13 protein-coding genes are annotated in these 16,376 nt (G+C 72.1%); 6 read left to right on the forward strand and 7 right to left on the reverse strand.

Annotation, left to right across the window (positions count from 1 at the left end):
• Positions 1-56: 56 nt before the first annotated feature.
• Positions 57-431, forward strand: coding sequence for a winged helix-turn-helix transcriptional regulator (locus tag AMO33_RS00460; protein WP_011210338.1), 375 nt, complete (start codon positions 57-59; stop codon positions 429-431).
• A gap of 7 nt (positions 432-438) precedes the next feature.
• Here the strand turns inward: AMO33_RS00460 and AMO33_RS00465 are convergent, their stop codons facing one another.
• The 5 genes from AMO33_RS00465 to lexA all read right to left on the reverse strand — a co-directional run bounded on the left by AMO33_RS00465 (position 439) and on the right by lexA (position 6,265).
• On the reverse strand, positions 439-2,586 hold the full coding sequence (locus tag AMO33_RS00465; RefSeq protein ID WP_060589751.1) for an amylo-alpha-1,6-glucosidase: 2,148 nt from the start codon (positions 2,584-2,586) through the stop codon (positions 439-441).
• Positions 2,586-3,695, reverse strand: a complete 1,110-nt coding sequence (locus AMO33_RS00470) for a glycosyltransferase family 4 protein (RefSeq protein ID WP_240327574.1) — start codon at positions 3,693-3,695, stop codon at positions 2,586-2,588. Before AMO33_RS00470 ends, AMO33_RS00465 begins: the two co-directional genes overlap by 1 nt.
• A gap of 261 nt (positions 3,696-3,956) precedes the next feature.
• Positions 3,957-4,802: an RNA polymerase sigma factor SigF gene (locus AMO33_RS00475; protein ID WP_060589754.1), complete on the reverse strand. Its 846-nt coding sequence runs from the start codon at positions 4,800-4,802 to the stop codon at positions 3,957-3,959.
• 97 nt (positions 4,803-4,899) lie between these two features.
• Positions 4,900-5,556 (reverse strand): hypothetical protein, encoded by a 657-nt coding sequence (locus tag AMO33_RS00480; protein ID WP_060589756.1) that lies wholly within the window; start codon positions 5,554-5,556, stop codon positions 4,900-4,902.
• Positions 5,557-5,587: 31 nt separating this feature from the next.
• Positions 5,588-6,265, reverse strand: coding sequence for a transcriptional repressor LexA (gene lexA, locus AMO33_RS00485; RefSeq protein ID WP_050768301.1), 678 nt, complete (start codon positions 6,263-6,265; stop codon positions 5,588-5,590).
• A gap of 324 nt (positions 6,266-6,589) precedes the next feature.
• Here lexA and AMO33_RS00490 point away from each other — a divergent pair, with 324 nt between their 5' ends.
• A complete protein-coding gene (locus AMO33_RS00490) occupies positions 6,590-6,982 on the forward strand; it encodes a hypothetical protein (protein ID WP_011210332.1) in 393 nt (130 codons plus the stop codon).
• 227 nt (positions 6,983-7,209) lie between these two features.
• Entirely contained in the window at positions 7,210-7,680 is a 471-nt protein-coding gene (gene nrdR, locus AMO33_RS00495; protein ID WP_011210331.1) for a transcriptional regulator NrdR, read from the forward strand.
• Positions 7,681-7,778: 98 nt separating this feature from the next.
• Here nrdR and hrpA read toward each other — a convergent pair whose 3' ends face one another.
• The gene (gene hrpA / locus AMO33_RS00500; protein WP_060589758.1) at positions 7,779-11,810 is read right to left on the reverse strand and encodes an ATP-dependent RNA helicase HrpA; all 4,032 of its coding nucleotides are present in this window, start codon (positions 11,808-11,810) and stop codon (positions 7,779-7,781) included.
• Between the two features lie 136 nt (positions 11,811-11,946).
• Between hrpA and AMO33_RS00505 the strand changes: the two genes are divergently transcribed.
• The 3 genes from AMO33_RS00505 to AMO33_RS00515 all read left to right on the forward strand — a co-directional run bounded on the left by AMO33_RS00505 (position 11,947) and on the right by AMO33_RS00515 (position 15,600).
• Complete coding sequence (locus AMO33_RS00505; RefSeq protein ID WP_041560257.1) at positions 11,947-12,582, forward strand: Pr6Pr family membrane protein; 636 nt, start codon at positions 11,947-11,949, stop codon at positions 12,580-12,582.
• Between the two features lie 47 nt (positions 12,583-12,629).
• Positions 12,630-13,853 (forward strand): aminotransferase family protein, encoded by a 1,224-nt coding sequence (locus AMO33_RS00510; protein ID WP_060589760.1) that lies wholly within the window; start codon positions 12,630-12,632, stop codon positions 13,851-13,853.
• A 124-nt stretch (positions 13,854-13,977) separates the two neighbouring features.
• On the forward strand, positions 13,978-15,600 hold the full coding sequence (locus tag AMO33_RS00515; protein ID WP_240327358.1) for an acyl-CoA synthetase: 1,623 nt from the start codon (positions 13,978-13,980) through the stop codon (positions 15,598-15,600).
• Here the strand turns inward: AMO33_RS00515 and AMO33_RS00520 are convergent.
• Entirely contained in the window at positions 15,507-16,229 is a 723-nt protein-coding gene (locus AMO33_RS00520) for an SDR family NAD(P)-dependent oxidoreductase (RefSeq protein ID WP_060589764.1), read from the reverse strand. The two genes, AMO33_RS00515 and AMO33_RS00520, sit on opposite strands and share 94 nt — an antisense overlap.
• Positions 16,230-16,376: the final 147 nt, after the last annotated feature.

Here is a 16,376-nt window from a genome sequence, read left to right on the forward strand (position 1 = left end):
AAGTACCTACTATTCGGTGGGGTACTCACCCACGGGTGTGTGAGGAGGTGGGAGGCATGGGCGAGAAGAGATTCGGCCCGTACTTCTGCGGCATCGACGCCGCGATGGACGTCGTCAGCGGCAAATGGAAGGGCCTGATCCTCTGGGAGCTGGAGAACCACGGTGTGCGCCGGTTCGGCGAGCTGCGCCGCGGCCTGCCCGGCATCTCCGAGAAGATGCTCATCCAGCAACTGCGCGAGCTCGAGGAGGACGGGATCGTCGACCGCCAGGCCCATCCCGAGGTGCCGCCGCGGGTGGAGTACCGGCTCACCGAGCTGGGCCGGTCGCTGAACCGTGCGCTCGAACCGCTGGCGACCTGGGGCCGCGACCGGATCGAGCGCATCGGCGCCCAGCGGGTGCAGCCGCCGCGGGAGGACCTCGCGGCGGGCTGATCGTCCGTCAGCGGGTGGCCGATGACACGTGCTCGTCGTCGGCGAACGGTGCGCCGCCGCGGTCGGCCCCGTGCCCGGTGCCCGCCCGGCGCAGCTGCCAGTCCGCGGGCAGGCCGGTCACCTCGGCCGAGTTCGTGTGCGCGGTGATGTGCACGGTCGCGCTCCCCAGCCGCAGATCGCCGATGCGCACCGTGCCCCAGTCGTGCGGCAGGCTCGGATGCAGGACCAGGGTCCGGCGCGGCACGTCCGGCTGCAGGCCGAGCCAGGAGCGCAGCAACAACAGCGGCGCGGCCGCCGCGACGGCGTGCGGTGCGCACGACGCCGGATGCGGGACGGGCGTGGGGAATTCGGTGCGGTCGAAGCCGCAGAACAGCTCCGGCAGCCGTCCGTCGAAGAACCCGGCCGCGTCCAGCAGACCCGCGGTCAGTGTCTCGGCCAGTGCCTTGGCGCCGGGCACCTGCCGGTAGCGCAGCAGCCCGGCGACGGCGATGGCGGTGTCGTGCGGCCACACCGCACCGTTGTGATGGCTCATCGGGTTGTAGGCCGCCATGTCGGCGCCGAGGGTGCGCAGCCCGAAGCCGTTGGTCATCGACCGGCGGGCCAGCGATTCGACCAGTTCGGCGGCACGTGCGTCGGCCACGATGCCTGTCCACAGGCAGTGGGCGGGATTGCTGGTCAGCGCGTCGATGTGGTTCTTGTGTCCGTCCAGGCCGAGCGCGTAGTGGCCGCGCTCGGATATCCAGAACGCGGCGTCGAAGCGCTTTTTGCGATCGGCCGCGCGCGCCCGCATCCGCTCGGCGGTGCGGATGTCGCCGAACGCCTCGGCGAGTTCGGCGCGGGCCAGTTCGGCCGCGTAGGCATAGCCCTGCACCTCGGCCAGCGCGATCGGCGGATCGGCGCGGTGCCCGTGCGCGTCGTTGATGCAGTCGCAGCTGTCCTTCCAGCTCTGGTGGATCCGCCCGCGATCGGTGTGGCGGCGGTACTCGACGAAGCCGTCGCCGTCGAGATCGCCGTACCCGTCGATCCAGGCCAGGGCGGCGTCGGCGGCGGGCAGCAAACGCCGCACCTCGCCCGGGTCCGCACCCCAGCGCAGGGCTTCGCCGAGCAGCATGACGAACAGCGGCGTGGTGTCCACCGAGCCGTAACAGGCCCCCGCCCGGTCCGGTTCGCCGGGCCCGTGGAAGGCCCGGATGATGCGACCCGGCTCCTCCTCGGTGTGCGGATTACAGGTGGTGCCCTGGGTGGCGGCGAGCGTGCGCAATGTGGTGAGCGCGAGTTCGGGATCGAGCGGCAACGTCATCCACGCGCTGAGCATGCTGTCGCGGCCCGACAGCGACATCGACCACGGTGCGCCCGCGGCCAGGTAGGCGGGCCGGCCGTCGCCGTGCCGGACGGCCAGGGTGGCCAGGTCGGTCTCGGTGTGGGCGAGCACCCGCGCGAACTCGCGGGCGGTGGCGTGCACCCGGGTCGGGGTGGCGCGCCAGCTGGTGTTCGGTTCGTCCGGCTCACGCGGCGCCTCGGTACCGACCACCGGGGATCGCCGGTGCCGGTGCACCGGCTGGACGAACACCGTCGCCTGCCACCGGTCGTGAGCGGGAACCACGGCGTGCCAGCGGAACAGGCCCGGCGTGACGGCGGGCTCGCCGTCGGCGATCACCGCGACGCCGTGGCCTGCGTCGCTGTCGTCGGTGAACAGCATTTCCTCGCCGCTGATCACGACGTCGGCGCCGCCCGCGCCCGGCCTGCCGTGCTTGACGTCGGTCAGGTCCGCGAAATCGGCGTCCACGTCGAGTGTCAGGGTCAGCGCGGTGTCCTCGTGGCCGAGATTGCGCACGGTGATGGTCTCGGTGAGACCGTGCCCCAGCATGCGGTGGCGCTCGAGCAGCACGGTGGATTCCGGCCCCGAATGCGGTGCCACCCGCAGCAGGAAGCGGGTCTGGCCGGGACAGACGTTGTCGAAGGCCACCTGCTCCACACCCCGGCCCTCCACGGTCAACTCCCACTGCGAGAGCACCCGCGCGCCGCGGTAGAAGAGCCCCTGGGTGGCGCCACGCTGGATGTCACCGCGCCGGTCGCTCACGCAGAGCGATCCCGAATCCGCCTCGACCGCACAGACATTCGCCGTGCCGGCCAGCGGCCGCAGTGGCGCGGTCATCACCGCACCGCCGATCCGACGAGGGCGGGCGCGGACGCGGGCAGCGGCGCGGTCGCGACGGTCTCGCGATAGACGGCCTCGTACCCGGCGGCCAGCCGGTCGACGCTGAACAGCCGCTCCACCCGCGCCCGGCACTTGCGCGGATCGAGAGCGGCGCTGCGCCGCACCGCATCCGGCAGCTCCGCGGGGGTCTCGCAGACCCAGCCGGTCACCCCGTGTTCGACCACCTCGGCCACCGCGCCGCCGCGCAGCGCGACCACCGGTGTGCCGCAGGCCATCGCCTCGATCATCACCATCCCGAACGGTTCCTCCCACCGGATCGGGAACAGCAGGCAGCGGGCGCCGGCGAGCAGCTGCCGCTTCTGCGTCGAATCCGCTTCCCCGAACACCACGTCCCGGTCGCCGAGCAGCGGCCGGACACAGTCCTCGAAGAACTCCTTCTCGATCGGTTCGATGCACTTGGCGGCCAGGATCAGCGGCACGCCCGCCTCGTGCGCGGCGCGAAGCGCGAGATCGGCGCCCTTGCAGGGGGAGTAGCGGCCGAGGAACAGCGCGTAGGGCTCCTTCTCGGTGCGCAACGGCCAGCGCTGGGGGACGACGGCGTTGTGGACCCGGCCCACCCAGTTGAGCCCGGGCGCCAGGGCGCGCTGGCGGTCGCTGATCGCCACCAGTCCCGCGCTCGCCCCGATGCGGCGGTAGTACTCGCCGAACTCGCCGTCCACCGCGCCGTGCACCGTGAGGACCGTGGGGATACCCAGCCGGCGGTAGGTGGGCGCGTTGAGCACCCCGGCGAAGGTGTGGTCGTGCACGACGTCGATCGGGCCCGTCGCCGCCAGTTCCTCGATCGCCTGCCGCACCCGGAGCGCGTGCACCACCTCGGGAAACGCTTCGCCCAGCTGTTCGGCCGCGCCGTGCGTGGCGACGGCGACGAAATCCGCGGCGGTGCCCGGCTCGCCGACACCGATCAGGGTGACCCGGTGACCGCGCGCGACGAGCGCGTCGGCCAGCTGCGCCACCACCTCCTCCACGCCGCCGTAGCCGGTCGGCGGCACCTGGAAGTAGGGCGGGGCGACGAGCACGATGTGCAGTCCGCCGCGCGGGCGCAGCAGACCGACGACGTCGCCGCCGTCGTGCGGGAGAGAACCAGAGCTCGAACCTGACCGAACGCCCACGACTCATCCTCCTGAATAGGGGTGGTGCCACGTCCTGCGGAAACAAGTCGAACCGGGGAAACACGTCGAACGAGCGGCCCGTGGGAACAACCGAACACGGGCCGGGTGGCTACTGCACAGCAACTACCCTGCGCCGCACTGATCAAACCGCAGCGGAGACCGGTTGCAAACTCTCGCGCCCGGGGTGTCGTGGGGTTCTCAGGCCACGGCGGCCGTGGGTTCGGCCAGCGCTTCCTCGCGCAGCCGGGTCAGGGTGCGGTTGAGGATCCGCGAGACCTGCATCTGGGAGACGCCGAGACGCTCGGCGATCTGGGACTGGGTGAGCGAATCGTAGAACCGCCAGATCAACACCTGGCGTTCCCGCTCGGGGAGCGCGGCGATCAACGGGCGAACCGCCATCGCGTCCTCCATCAGCCGGTAGCACGGCTCCTCGGTGCCGAGGCTGTCGCCGATGGACAGGCCGACGTTGCCGTCGTCGTCGCGACCGACAGCGTGCAGGGTGTTGGTGGAGTAGGCGTTGGCGGCCACCAGTGCGCGGGTCACCTCCACCAGCTCGACGTCGAGTTCGGCGGCGATCTCGCGGGCCGTCGGCATGCGACCGTGCCGCTGAGACAGTTTCTCGGTGGCCGGGCCGATCATGGCCTGCAGTTCCTTGGCGCGGCGCGGCACCCGCAGCGCCCAGGTGTGGTCGCGGAAGTGCCTGCGCACCTCGCCCATGATGGTGGGCACCGCGAAGGCGAGGAAGGAGCTGCCGCGGCGCACGTCGAATCGGTCCACCGCCTGCACCAGGCCCAGCCGCGCGGTCTGGTGCAGATCGTCGAAGGCTTCGCCGCGGCCGGAGAAGCGGCGGGCGATGTGGTCGGCCAGCGGCAGGCACAGCCCGATGATGTGTTCGCGTAATGCCCGCCTGCGCGGGTCGTGCTCGTCGAGCGCCGCCAGTTCGGCGAACCACGGTTCGATGTTGTCGTAACTGTCTTCGGCCTGGCCCGGCCTGCGTGCCGTCGGGCGGGTGGTGGTTCGTGTTGTCGCGGCGGTCTCGAGCATGAGAGATCTCCCTCGGTTGCGTCTCGCTGCCGTGTACTCGACGCCCGTGGTGATACCCGGGCTGCTCCGGACCCAAACAAGACCAACTCCGGTGTGCTCAACCCGGTGGCGCGGCGGTCGCCGACCCGTTGCGGCGGGGCGAGCGCAGGACGTCGAGCACCGTCTCCGGGGTCCAGGCCAGGTCGGCGCCGGGGCGTGTGGCCAGGTACCCGGCGATCCGCTCCGGTGTCCAGCCGTGCCCTTCGACCAGCCCGGCGGCGAGATGGCGCAGGTAGGCCGCCGCCGGTGGGTTGCCGGGCACCGCGGTGTGGTGCCACGGCGCGGTGCAGGTCAGGATCGGGTGACCCGCCAGGGTGCCCACGCGCACCAGGGTCTCGTACCGACCGGGGCCGAGGGCGGCCCGGCCGCTGCGCAGCACCGGTGCGAGATCGAGGTCGGTGCCCGGCAGGCGGTACATCTCCTGCGCGACGATGTCGGCGAACTGGCTCGCCGTCAGCAGATACGCGCGGGCGGGCATCGCCCCGGGTGCGTCGGGGCAGTAGAAGGCCCGCCCGCCGGTCCAGGTGGCCGACTCGGTGGCGAAGTACAACACGCCGGGCACGTACACCGCGGCCGTGCGCACCGGATCGCGCGGATCGCGTCCACCCGGCAGCGTGCGCGCCCCGCCCCGTGGACAGCCGCCCGCGAGGTAGCAGCGCAGGCGTTCGCTGTGCATGTTGGAGCCGTAGGCGGCGTACCAGACCAGCTCGGTCATGCCGCCATTGTCCGCCGCCGCGCCGGGACGGTCAGATCTTGCGAATGACCGTGACGACCTTGCCGAGGATGCGCGCGTCGTTACCGGGGATCGGCTCGAACAGCGGATTGTGCGGCATCAGCCAGACGTCCTTGCCGGTGCGCTTGAACGTCTTCACCGTGGCTTCGCCGTCGATCATGGCGGCGACGATGTCGCCGTTCTCCGCGACGTTCTGCTGGCGCACCACCACCCAGTCGCCGTCGCAGATCGCCGCGTCGACCATCGACTGGCCGACCACCCGCAGCAGGAACAGCGACCCGTCGCCGACCAGTTCGCGCGGCAGCGGGAAGACGTCCTCGACGGCCTGCTCGGCCAGGATCGGGCCACCGGCCGCGATGCGGCCGAGCACCGGCACGAAAGTGGGGGTGGGGCGGCCGGTGTCCTCGGCGAGGGTGTCGGGTTCCTCGAGCGCGGCGCCGGGCAGCGCGGTGACCGCGCGGACCGCCTCGTCGAGACCACGGACGTCCACCGCGCGCGGCCGATTGGGGTCGCGGCGCAGGTAGCCCTTGCGCTCGAGGGCGCGCAACTGGTGGGCGACCGAGGAAGTGGAGGTGAGGCCGACGGCGTCGCCGATCTCGCGGATGCTCGGCGGGTAGCCGCGCTCGCTCACCGACGTGCGGATGACCTCGAGCACCTTGCGCTGACGCACGGTGAGATCCGCCCCGTTCAGGGCGGGATCGACGGCGACTCCGCTCTCCTCACCCGTGTCGTCTGTCCGGCTCACCGCAACCCGCCCTTTCCGTTGTCGAGATCGTTTCTCGAATCTAGTCCGGGCGCGGCGATCTTTCAAACATCTGTTCGAGGTATGTCGGGCGTTTCGTGCTGACAATGTCGGCGGCCCGTGGTAGAAATTCGAACATCAGTTCTTCGAACATGTGATCGAAAAGCTGTGATCCGAGCAGGTCGGACCGGGCGCCGCCCCGCCCGCTGCCACCGCCCGCCCCGCCCCGACGCCCTTCGAGCCGCAACCAGGATCCCCACGGAGGTTTGTCCGATGTACAGCGCGACCCGTTCCAGCACACCGGCATTCGGCACCGCCACCCGCGCCACGCTGCCCCGCGCCCGGCGCGCCGGCGTGCGCGATCGCGAGCGGGTCCGCTCGGTCGACCGCAGGCCGCTGGTCGGCCGTCCCGGTGGCGCGCCGCTGCGCTACGAGCGCATGCGTCTCACGCCGCCGCGCCGGCCCGCCCCGCGGCCGCAGCGGCGGGTGGAGCAGGCGCAGTTGGGTTTTGCGACACTGGCCGCCGCGGCCCTGCTCACCGCGCTGATCGTCGCGGGCTTCCTGGTGCTCGCCCAGTGGCGTGCGGCGGCGCCGCAGCCGGCGCAGCAACCCGCGCCCGCGGTGGTCGAACAGCCGAGCGCGGCGGCTGAACCGTGGTGGCGCTGAACGGTTTCCGCGCGTCGCTGCCGTCGGCTCGGCGCGGTGGCGCACCGGACGCGGCGCCCGCCCATGCGGCAACGGGCCAGGTTTTGGCCGCGGTGACCGGTGCCGAGGTGATCCCGGCAGGTATTCTCGACATACTGCCTACCCGCCTGGACACCTGCTCGCCGGGCTCGGCCTCCCGACCGGAGGGCGCATCCGCCGCGAGCGCACGCATCGACGAAGGATCTCGGATGCACTGCCCGTACTGCCGACACCCCGACTCCCGGGTCGTCGACTCGCGCGAGGCCGAGGAAGGTGCGGCCATCCGCCGTCGGCGCTCCTGTCCGAATTGCGGGCGGCGGTTCACCACGGTCGAGACCGCCATCCTGTCGGTGGTGAAACGCAGCGGCGTCACCGAGCCGTTCAGTCGGGAGAAGGTCATCCGTGGCGTGCGGCGCGCGTGCCAGGGCCGCGAGGTCGACGACGACGCGCTGAACCTGCTCGCGCAGCAGGTGGAGGACGCGGTGCGGGCCAAGGGCTCGCCCGAGGTGCCCAGTCACGAGGTCGGCCTGGCCATCCTCGGCCCGCTGCGCGACCTGGACGAGGTCGCCTACCTGCGCTTCGCCTCGGTCTACCGGTCCTTCACCTCGGCCGAAGACTTCGAGCGCGAGATCAGCGAGATGCGCGCGGCGCGGGCGCGCGCGGGCGCGACAGCCGACTGAGCGGCCTCGACGGCGGAACTCGGCCCGGTTCGACGCCGGACCGCGGCTCGGTTCAGCGCCGGACCGCGGCTCGGTTCAGCGCCGGACCGCGGCTCGGTTCAACGCCGGACCGCGGCGATGGCCTTTTCGATGCGCTTGGCCGACACCGGGTACGGGGTGCCGAGCTTCTGGGCGAACAGGCTGACCCGCAGCTCCTCGATCATCCACCAGATCTCGAGCACGTCGGGCGCGGTGCGGCGCGGCTCGGGCAGCGCGCGCAGCAGCCGGTCGTAAGCGGCCAGCGCGCGGTCGACCTCGACCATGCCCTGTCGGTCGCGCACCGCGGAGGCGGGCAGGGCGGCGAGCCGCTCCCGTGCCGCGCGCAGGTAGCGCGGCAGCTCCCGCAGCCGGGCGGTACCGAACTCGGAGACGAACCCGGCGAAGACCAGTTCGTCGAGCTGGGCGCGCACGTCCTCGGCGATGTCGCGCTCCTTGATCTGGCCCAGTGCGGTGGTGACCCGGTGCGCCTCCGCGAGCACCGGCACCACCAGCCGCACGATCCGCGCGACCGCGGTGGCGAACTCGGGCCGGATCCGCGCGAGCAGCTCCTGGAACCGCTCGGGGTCGCGCACCGGACCGCCCGCGGCGGCGATCAGTTCGTCCGCGGCGGCCGCTCGGCAATCCTGCACCAGCGCGTCCAGCGACCCGTACGGATTCTGGCTCAACGCCAGCCGGTCGGTCGGTGAGAGCCCGGCGGTCACCGCCCGCACCGAGGTCGGGAGAGCTTGCAGCACAAGCGCTCTGATGCCCGCCCGCATCGCCGCCGCCTGCTCGGCGGGCGAGCTCAGCACCCGGACGGCCACGCCCTCGCCTTCGGGCACCAGGGCCGGATATCCGGTCACCGTCTGTCCGGCGACCTGCCTGCGGACCGTCTCGGGCACCGCGCCCAGTGTCTCGGAGGTCCACACCGTGGCAGCCGCCCGCTCGGCGCCCGCGGTCGCCTTCGCCACGGACTTCGACACCTGTTCGGCCAGTGCGGTTTTCAGCTCGGTGAGGCTCTTGCTCTTGGCCAGGACGGCGCCCGAACGGTCGACGGCGGCGAAGGTCATCCGCAGGTGATCGGGCAGTGCGCTCGGGTCGAGGTCGGCCGGCGTGATGGTCACCCCGCCCAGCCGGGACAGCTCGCGCGCCAGCCCGACGCGCAGCGGTTCGGCGCGCGGCGTGAGCGCGGCCAGCGCCGCCGCCGCGAAGTCCGGGGCGGGAACCACGCTGCGGCGCAGCGCCTTCGGCAGCGTCTTGATCAGCGCACCGGCCAGCTCGGCGCGCATGCCGGGCACCAGCCAGTCGAAGCCGACCGGGCGCACGTGCGCGAGCTGTTCGACCGGGATGCGCACGGTGACACCGTCGTCCTCCTGGCCGGGTTCGAACTGGTAGGTGAGCGGGAAGCTGAGTTCGCCCTGCCGCCAGGCGTCCGGGAAGTCGGTGGGGTCCAGCGCCGCGGCGGCGTCGTTGACCACCGTCGACTCGGTGAAGTCGAGCAGTTCCGGGTTCTCCCGCTGCGCCTTCTTCCACCAGCTGTCGAAGTGCCGCACCGACACCACGTCGGCGGGGATGCGCCGGTCGTAGAACTCGAAGAGCACCTCGTCGTCGACGAGGATGTCGCGGCGCCGGGCACGGTGCTCGAGGTCGGCGACATCATCGAGCAGCTCCCGGTTGCGGTGGAAGAACCGGTGCCGGGTGCGCCACTCACCCTGTACCAGGGCGTGCCGGATGAACAGTTCGCGCGACAGTTCCGGGTCGATGCGGCCGTAGTCCACCGGGCGTCCGGTGACCAGCGGAATGCCGTAGAGGGTGACCCGCTCGTAGGCGCGGGCCGCGCCGCGCCCGGCCGACCAGTGCGGTTCGGAGTAGGTGCGCTTGACCAGATTTCCCGCGAGCCGTTCGGCCCATTCGGGCTCCACCCGCGCCACCATCCGGCCCCACAGCCGTGAGGTCTCGACCAGTTCGGCGGCCATCACCCAGCGCGGCGGTTTCTTCGCCAGCGAGGAACCGGGGAAGATCATGAACTTCGCGCCGCGCGCGCCCAGGTACTCGCGGGTCTCGGCCTCGCGCACCCCGAGGTGGGAGAGCATGCCCGCCAGCAGGGACTGGTGGATGGCGGTCGAGTCCCATGGGGTGTCGTCGTCGGCGGTGGCGCGACGGCGTTCGGCCGTCCATCCCAGCCCGCGGGTGATCGTGCGCAGCTGCCCGTGCAGATCCTGCCACTCCCTGATGCGCAGGTAGTGCAGGAACTCCTCCCGGCACATGCGGCGGAACTGGTTGGACGACAACGATTTCCGCTGCTCGGTGAGGTAGTCCCACAATCGCAGGTAGGCCAGGAAGTCCGAGCCCTCCACCGTGAACCTGGCATGCCGGGTGTCGGCGGCCTGCTGCTGGTCGGCCGGGCGTTCGCGCACGTCCTGGATCGACAGCGCCGCCACGACGACGAGCACGTCGGACAGGCAGCCGTTGCGGTTGGCCTGCACGAGCATCCGCGCCATACGCGGGTCGACCGGCAGCTGGGCCATCTCCCGCCCGATCGGGGTCAGCGCCATGCCGGCGCCGCCCTCGCCGCCGCGACGGCGGCGCCCCTTCGGGGCACGCGGGCCGTCCTCGGACGGCGCGGCCGCGTCCGGTTGCGGTGCGGGCTCGGCGAGGGCGCCGAGTTCTTCGAGCAGCGCGATGCCGTCGCGGATGGCCCGCCGGTCCGGCGCCTCCACGAACGGGAAGTTCTCGATGTCGCCGAGCCCGAGCGCGGTCATCTGCAGGATCACCGCGGCCAGATTGGTGCGCAGGATCTCCGGCTCGGTGAACGCGGGTCGGGACTCGAAGTCCTCCTCGGAGTACAGCCGGATGCAGATGCCGTCGGCGACGCGCCCGCAGCGACCCGCGCGCTGCCGGGCCGAGGCCTGCGAGATCGGCTCGATCGGCAGCCGTTGCACCTTGGTCCGCAGCGAGTAGCGGGAGATGCGCGCGGTGCCCGGGTCGATCACGTAGCGGATGCCCGGCACGGTCAGCGAGGTCTCGGCGACGTTGGTGGCCAGCACCACCCGACGCCCGGTGTGCGGGGCGAACACCTTGTGCTGCTCGGCCGCGGAGAGCCGGGCGTACAGCGGGAGGATCTCGGTGCGGGGCAGCTTCAGGTCGCGCAGCGCGTCGGCGGCGTCGCGGATCTCGCGTTCGCCGGAGAGGAAGACCAGCACGTCGCCGTCGCCCTCGGCGAAGAGTTCGCGTACCGCGTCGGCGATCGCGTCGACCGGATCGCGGTCCACGACGGTGGTCTCGTCCTCGGTGTCCGCGTCCTCGTCGCCGGTGGCGGGCAGCTCCAGGCTCAGCGGCCGGTACCGGATCTCCACCGGATAGGACCGGCCGGACACCTCGACGATCGGCGCGGGCGTGCCGTCGGCGGCGGCGAAGTGCCGGGCGAACAGCTCGGGGTCGATGGTGGCCGAGGTGATGATCACCTTCAGATCCGGGCGACGCGGCAGCAGCTGTTTGAGATAACCGAGCAGGAAATCGATGTTGAGGCTGCGTTCGTGCGCCTCGTCGATGATGATCGTGTCGTAGCGGCGCAGCAGCCGGTCGCGTTGGATCTCGGCGAGCAGGATGCCGTCGGTCATGAGTTTGACCAGCGTGTGCTCGGATGCCTGGTCGGTGAACCGCACCGTGTAGCCGACCACGTCGCCCAGTTCGGTGCCCAGTTCCTCGGCGATGCGCTCGGCGACCGTGCGGGCGGCGAGGCGGCGCGGCTGGGTGTGGCCGATGGTGCCGCGGATGCCGCGGCCCAGCTCCAGGCAGATCTTGGGGATCTGGGTGGTCTTACCCGAACCCGTCTCACCGGCGACGACCACGACCTGGTTGGCCGCGATGGCGGCGGCGATGTCGTCGCGGCGGGCGCTGACCGGCAGCTGCTCGGGGTAGCGGATCGTCGGTACCGACGCGCGACGTGCCTCGATTCGCGCCTCGGCCGCGGCGATGTCGGCGGCGATCTCGTCGAGGTCGGTGCCCCGGGCGCGCTCCAGCCTGCGGCGCAGCCGGTGTTCGTCGCGGAGGGAGAGATTCGCCAGGCGGGTGCGGAGCTCGCGTGTTCCGGTGTCAGCTGTCCTGGTCATTGCGCACTCCAGCCTACCGGTCGCGGTCGCGCGCGCCCCCGCGGTGGCGGGCGGGACGGCACGCGGGGATAACCCGCGGTGTGCTGAGTCGTGCGATCGGCCCGCTTCGGCGGGTCCCATGTGCGAAGATCGGCCGATGAACGGTGGCTCGGGCACCGCGTGGTGGATTCGGGGACTGCGCATCGCCTTCGGAGTACTCGGTGTGGTCGCGCTGGTGTGGATTCCGCTGCGCAACCTCGACCAACCGGCGTTCTCCACGGCGAACTACTTCAGCTACTTCACCATCCAGTCCAACGTGCTCGGCGTGCTGGTCCTGCTGGTCGGTGGGGTGCGCGACCCGGGTGGGCGGCGCTGGCAGCTGCTGCGCGGCGCCGCCACGCTCTATCTGCTGATCACCGGCGTGGTGTACGCGGTGTTGCTGGCCGACATCGATGTGATGCTCACCGACCGCTGGATCAACGACATCCTGCACCGCGTGCTGCCGATCGTGCTGGTCGCCGACTGGCTGGCCGCCCCGGTCGCGCTCGGTGTCACCGGCCGGCTGATCGGCGGTTGGCTGATCTATCCGGCCTGCTACGGCGCCTATACGTTGATCCGCGGCCCGGTCGTCGACTGGTACCCGTATCCCTTCATCGACCCGCGCGAACAGGGGTATCCCTCGCTGATCGTCGGGCTGGTCGTGCTGACCGGGGTGTTCGCGTTGCTCGCGGTGGCCGTCACCGCGGTGGGCGGGTTCGCCGCGCGCGGACGCGCGCCGAGTCCGGCGCTGTGAGCTGGGCCGACACCGGGGCGCCACCGGCATAGGGTAGAGGTGGTGTCATGAACGCCTTGTGGCATGGATTCGCCGATATGGGCGCCGTCGCACGGGACGGCGCGTTCGTGGTGGCCCGCGGTGCGGGCGCCTACGTCTACGACGAGGCGGGCAACCGCTATCTCGACGCCACCGCGGGCCTGTGGTTCACCAACGTCGGCCACGGCCGCGCCGAGATCGCCGACGCCGTCGCCGCCCAGCTGCGCCGGATCGCGCACTACTCGAACTTCGGCGACATCGCCGAGCCGCCGACCCGGGAACTGGCCGAACGGCTTTCGGCGATCGCGCCGATCCCGGGCAGCAAGATCTTCTTCACCTCCGGCGGTTCCGACTCGGTGGACACCGCCGCGAAGTTCGCTCGCCGCTACTGGCACGAGGTCGGCAGGCCGGGCAAGACCATCGTGGTGGGCAGGCAGCGCGCCTACCACGGCATGCACGTCGCGGGCACCGCGCTGTCGGGCCTGCCGCCCAACCGGGACGGCTACGGCGAACTCATGCCCGACGCGCGCACGGTCGACTGGGACGACCCCAAGGGGCTGCTCGCGCTGATCGAGGAGGTCGGCGCCGAGCGGATCGCGGCCTTCTTCTGCGAACCGATCATCGGCGCGGGCGGGGTGTACCTGCCACCGGAGGGGTATCTGACGGAGGTGCGGGCGATCTGCGCCGACCACGACATCCTCTTCGTCGCCGACGAGGTGGTCACCGGCTTCGGCCGCATCGGCGGCTCCTGGTTCGCCTCCAGCCGGTTCGACCTCCGCCCGGACCTGATGACCACCGCGAAGGGCCTCACCAGCGGCTATCTGCCGATGGGCGCGGTGTTCATCGCGCCGCACCTGGCCGAGCCGTTCTTCGCCGGTGGGGTGTGGTGGCGCCACGGCTACACCTACGGCGGACACGCCGCCTCCGCCGCGGCCGCACTGGCCAATCTGGACATCCTCGAGCGTGAGAACCTGCTCGCCGAGGCGGCGCGACTGGAGGCCACCCTGCACGCCGAGTTGGCTCCGCTGGCACAGCATCCACGGGTCGCCGAGGTGCGCAGCGGGTTGGGCGCGGTCGCCGCCGTCCAGCTCGCCGATCCCGCCGAAGCGCCCGCCTTCGTCAAAGCCCTACGGGCGGAAGGGGTGTCGAGCCGGGCCGCGGGTCAGGGGGCATTGCAGATCTCGCCCGCGTTCGTCATGACCGACGAGCAGGTTCGCGAGCTGGCGGCCGCGTTCGCCCGCGCCCTGGGCTGAGCGCCGTCGCCGTGGGGTCGGGCACTCGACGCGGGTACCCGACAGGCCATACTGTGAGGGCAGATGCCCGCACTCCGCGTGCGGGGTTTCGCGGGCCGGTCGGCCGGGTGACGGGAGTGAAATGATGCCCAAGGTGACGGCGGCCGGGGTGGTGCGGCGGGTCCGGGACGAGACCTATTACGCGGCACTGGCGTTGCGCGCCGGGCTCCTCACCCCCGAGCGGCCCGACCGGTTGGCCGGAATGGGCCTCGCGGTGGTGCGCTCGGGTCTGCTGGGCGGACTGGTCGGCGTCGCGGCGGTGCGCTACCGGGACCGCACCGCGGTGCTCGACGAGCGCGGGCGGGTGAGCTTCCGCGAACTCGACGAGCGCACCACCGCGCTCGCCAACGCCTGGCGGGCCCGCGGACTGCGCGACGGCGAGGGCGTGGCGGTACTGACCCGCAACCACCGCGGCTTCCACTACGCGGTCTTCGCCGCGGCCAAGTGCGGGGCCCGAATCATCCTGGTGAACACCGATTTCGGCGCCGGGCAGCTGCGCGAGGTACTGGCCAGGGAAGGCGCCGACCTGGTGGTCCACGACGAGGAGTTCACCGGGTTGCTCGGTGACCTGCGTCCACGGCGGGGCCGATACCGCGCCTGGACCGACGCGCCCGCCGTCGACACCCTCGACAACCTCATCGCGGGCGGAGCCCGCACACCGGCCCGCCGGCCCCGCACGTCCGCCCGGATCGTGTTGCTCACCAGCGGCACCACCGGCACCCCGAAGGGCGCCCCGCGGCGGGAGCCGACCTCGCTGTCGCCGCTGGGCGGCCTCCTGGCCCGCGTGCCGTTGCGCGTCCGGGAGGTGACCGAATGCCCGGCGCCGCTGTTCCATACGCTCGGCTTCGCGCACGCCGTCCTGGCGCTGGGATTCGGCACCACGCTGGTGATCCGGCGGAAGTTCGACCCCGAGGCCGTGCTGGACAGCCTGGTCCGGCACCGCGCGAGCACGCTGGTGGTGGTGCCGGTGATGCTGCGCCGCCTGGTCGACGCCGATCCGCACGCCAGGGCGCACCGGGAGCTGTCCCGGCTGCGGGTGGTCTTCGTCGCCGGGTCGCAGCTGGGCGCTCCGCTGTGCCTGCGCGCCACCGAGGCGTTCGGGCCCGTGCTCTACAACGTGTACGGCTCCACCGAGGCCGCCTACGCCACCATCGCCACCCCGGCCGACCTGGCCGAGGCCCCCGGCTGCGTGGGTCGGCCGGTGCCGGGCGCGGTGGTCGAGATCCTCGACGTCACGGACCGCGAACTGCCCGCCGGGCACACCGGCCGCATCTTCGTCGGCAACGACTACCAATTCGAGGGCTACACCGGCGGCGGAGACAAGCCGCGGGTGCGCGGCCTGATGGCCACCGGCGATCTCGGCCATGTCGACGCGGCCGGACGGTTGTTCGTCGACGGACGCGAGGACGACATGATCGTCTCCGGTGGTGAGAACGTCTTCCCCGGCGAGGTCGAGGACCTGCTGGCCGCCCATCCCGCGGTGGCCGAGGCCAGCGCCTTCGGCGTCGACGACGACGAGTACGGCCAGCGGCTGCGGGTGGCCGTGGTGCTGCGACCGGGCCACGCCCTCACCGCCGAGCAGGTGCGCGACCACGTGCGCACCCACCTGGCCCGCTACAAGGTGCCCCGCGACGTGCTCTTCCTGCCGGAACTGCCGCGCAACCCGAGCGGGAAGGTCCTCGTCCGCGTCCTGCGCGAGCTGGACTGAACCGTCGCGAGGTCGATGTCTCCGATGGTGACCAGGCCGTTCCTGCCGTGCGCCACACAGTCGGCGACCGCCGCGGCGATCCGCTGTGCGTCCGCCGCACCGCCCGGCGCCACCGTGCTGAGCAGGATGTCGCCGGTGACCGCGCGTCCGCGCAGCCCGGCCGCCTCCACCAGCGCGTACTTGGTCGCGCAGTAGACGGCCGCGCCGAGCGCGCCGGCGACCCCGGCCGCCGATCCCGCGTTGACGATGTGTCCGTGGCCCCGGGCCGTGAACATCCGCGCTGCGACGCGCGCGCCGACGATCGCCGGTGTGAGGTCGGGCGCCTGTGCGGCGCCGGGGGCGGCTTCGACGGTGTTGACCACCACGTCCAGCCCGCCCAGCCGGGCGTGTGCTTCGGCGAGGAACGCGGTGAAACAGTCCTCGTGGTAGGCGATCACGCGCGCGCCGAGAACGGCGGCGCCGGTGCTGTGCGCCAGGCGGGCGGCGCGCCGCCGGGCCGTGGCGGCCGACCGATCGCCCAGTACCACCCGCGCCCCGGCCCCCAGAAATGCCAGTGCCACTTCCTGTTCCAGCTCCCGCGCACCCCCGGCGATGGCGATCCGGCGGCCCGCGAGCGTCCCCATGCCCATCCGCTGTCTCCGCTCGCCGTCCCGTCCGCTCGACGGTACCGCCGAGACACGGTTGCGCCCATACGAATTCGGGCCACGACCTTGCGAATTCCGGCCGGCTCGGTGGGCGACACCGGGTTTCGGCGGACCCGGCGGACGAGCGGGTGT

The sequence above is a fragment of the Nocardia farcinica genome (genome assembly GCF_001182745.1).
Lineage (GTDB): Bacteria > Actinomycetota > Actinomycetes > Mycobacteriales > Mycobacteriaceae > Nocardia > Nocardia farcinica.

Excerpts from the sequence above, each read along its gene's own strand:
- AMO33_RS00460 (WP_011210338.1), top strand. The coding sequence starts at position 57 with ATGGGCGAGAAGAGATTCGGCCCGTACTTCTGCGGCATCGACGCCGCG.
- AMO33_RS00465 (WP_060589751.1), bottom strand. The coding sequence starts at position 2,586 with ATGACCGCGCCACTGCGGCCGCTGGCCGGCACGGCGAATGTCTGTGCG.
- AMO33_RS00475 (WP_060589754.1), bottom strand. The coding sequence starts at position 4,802 with ATGCTCGAGACCGCCGCGACAACACGAACCACCACCCGCCCGACGGCA.
- AMO33_RS00480 (WP_060589756.1), bottom strand. The coding sequence starts at position 5,556 with ATGACCGAGCTGGTCTGGTACGCCGCCTACGGCTCCAACATGCACAGC.
- AMO33_RS00490 (WP_011210332.1), top strand. The coding sequence starts at position 6,590 with ATGTACAGCGCGACCCGTTCCAGCACACCGGCATTCGGCACCGCCACC.
- nrdR (WP_011210331.1), top strand. The coding sequence starts at position 7,210 with ATGCACTGCCCGTACTGCCGACACCCCGACTCCCGGGTCGTCGACTCG.
- hrpA (WP_060589758.1), bottom strand. The coding sequence starts at position 11,810 with ATGACCAGGACAGCTGACACCGGAACACGCGAGCTCCGCACCCGCCTG.
- AMO33_RS00505 (WP_041560257.1), top strand. The coding sequence starts at position 11,947 with ATGAACGGTGGCTCGGGCACCGCGTGGTGGATTCGGGGACTGCGCATC.
- AMO33_RS00510 (WP_060589760.1), top strand. The coding sequence starts at position 12,630 with ATGAACGCCTTGTGGCATGGATTCGCCGATATGGGCGCCGTCGCACGG.
- AMO33_RS00515 (WP_240327358.1), top strand. The coding sequence starts at position 13,978 with ATGCCCAAGGTGACGGCGGCCGGGGTGGTGCGGCGGGTCCGGGACGAG.
- AMO33_RS00520 (WP_060589764.1), bottom strand. The coding sequence starts at position 16,229 with ATGGGCATGGGGACGCTCGCGGGCCGCCGGATCGCCATCGCCGGGGGT.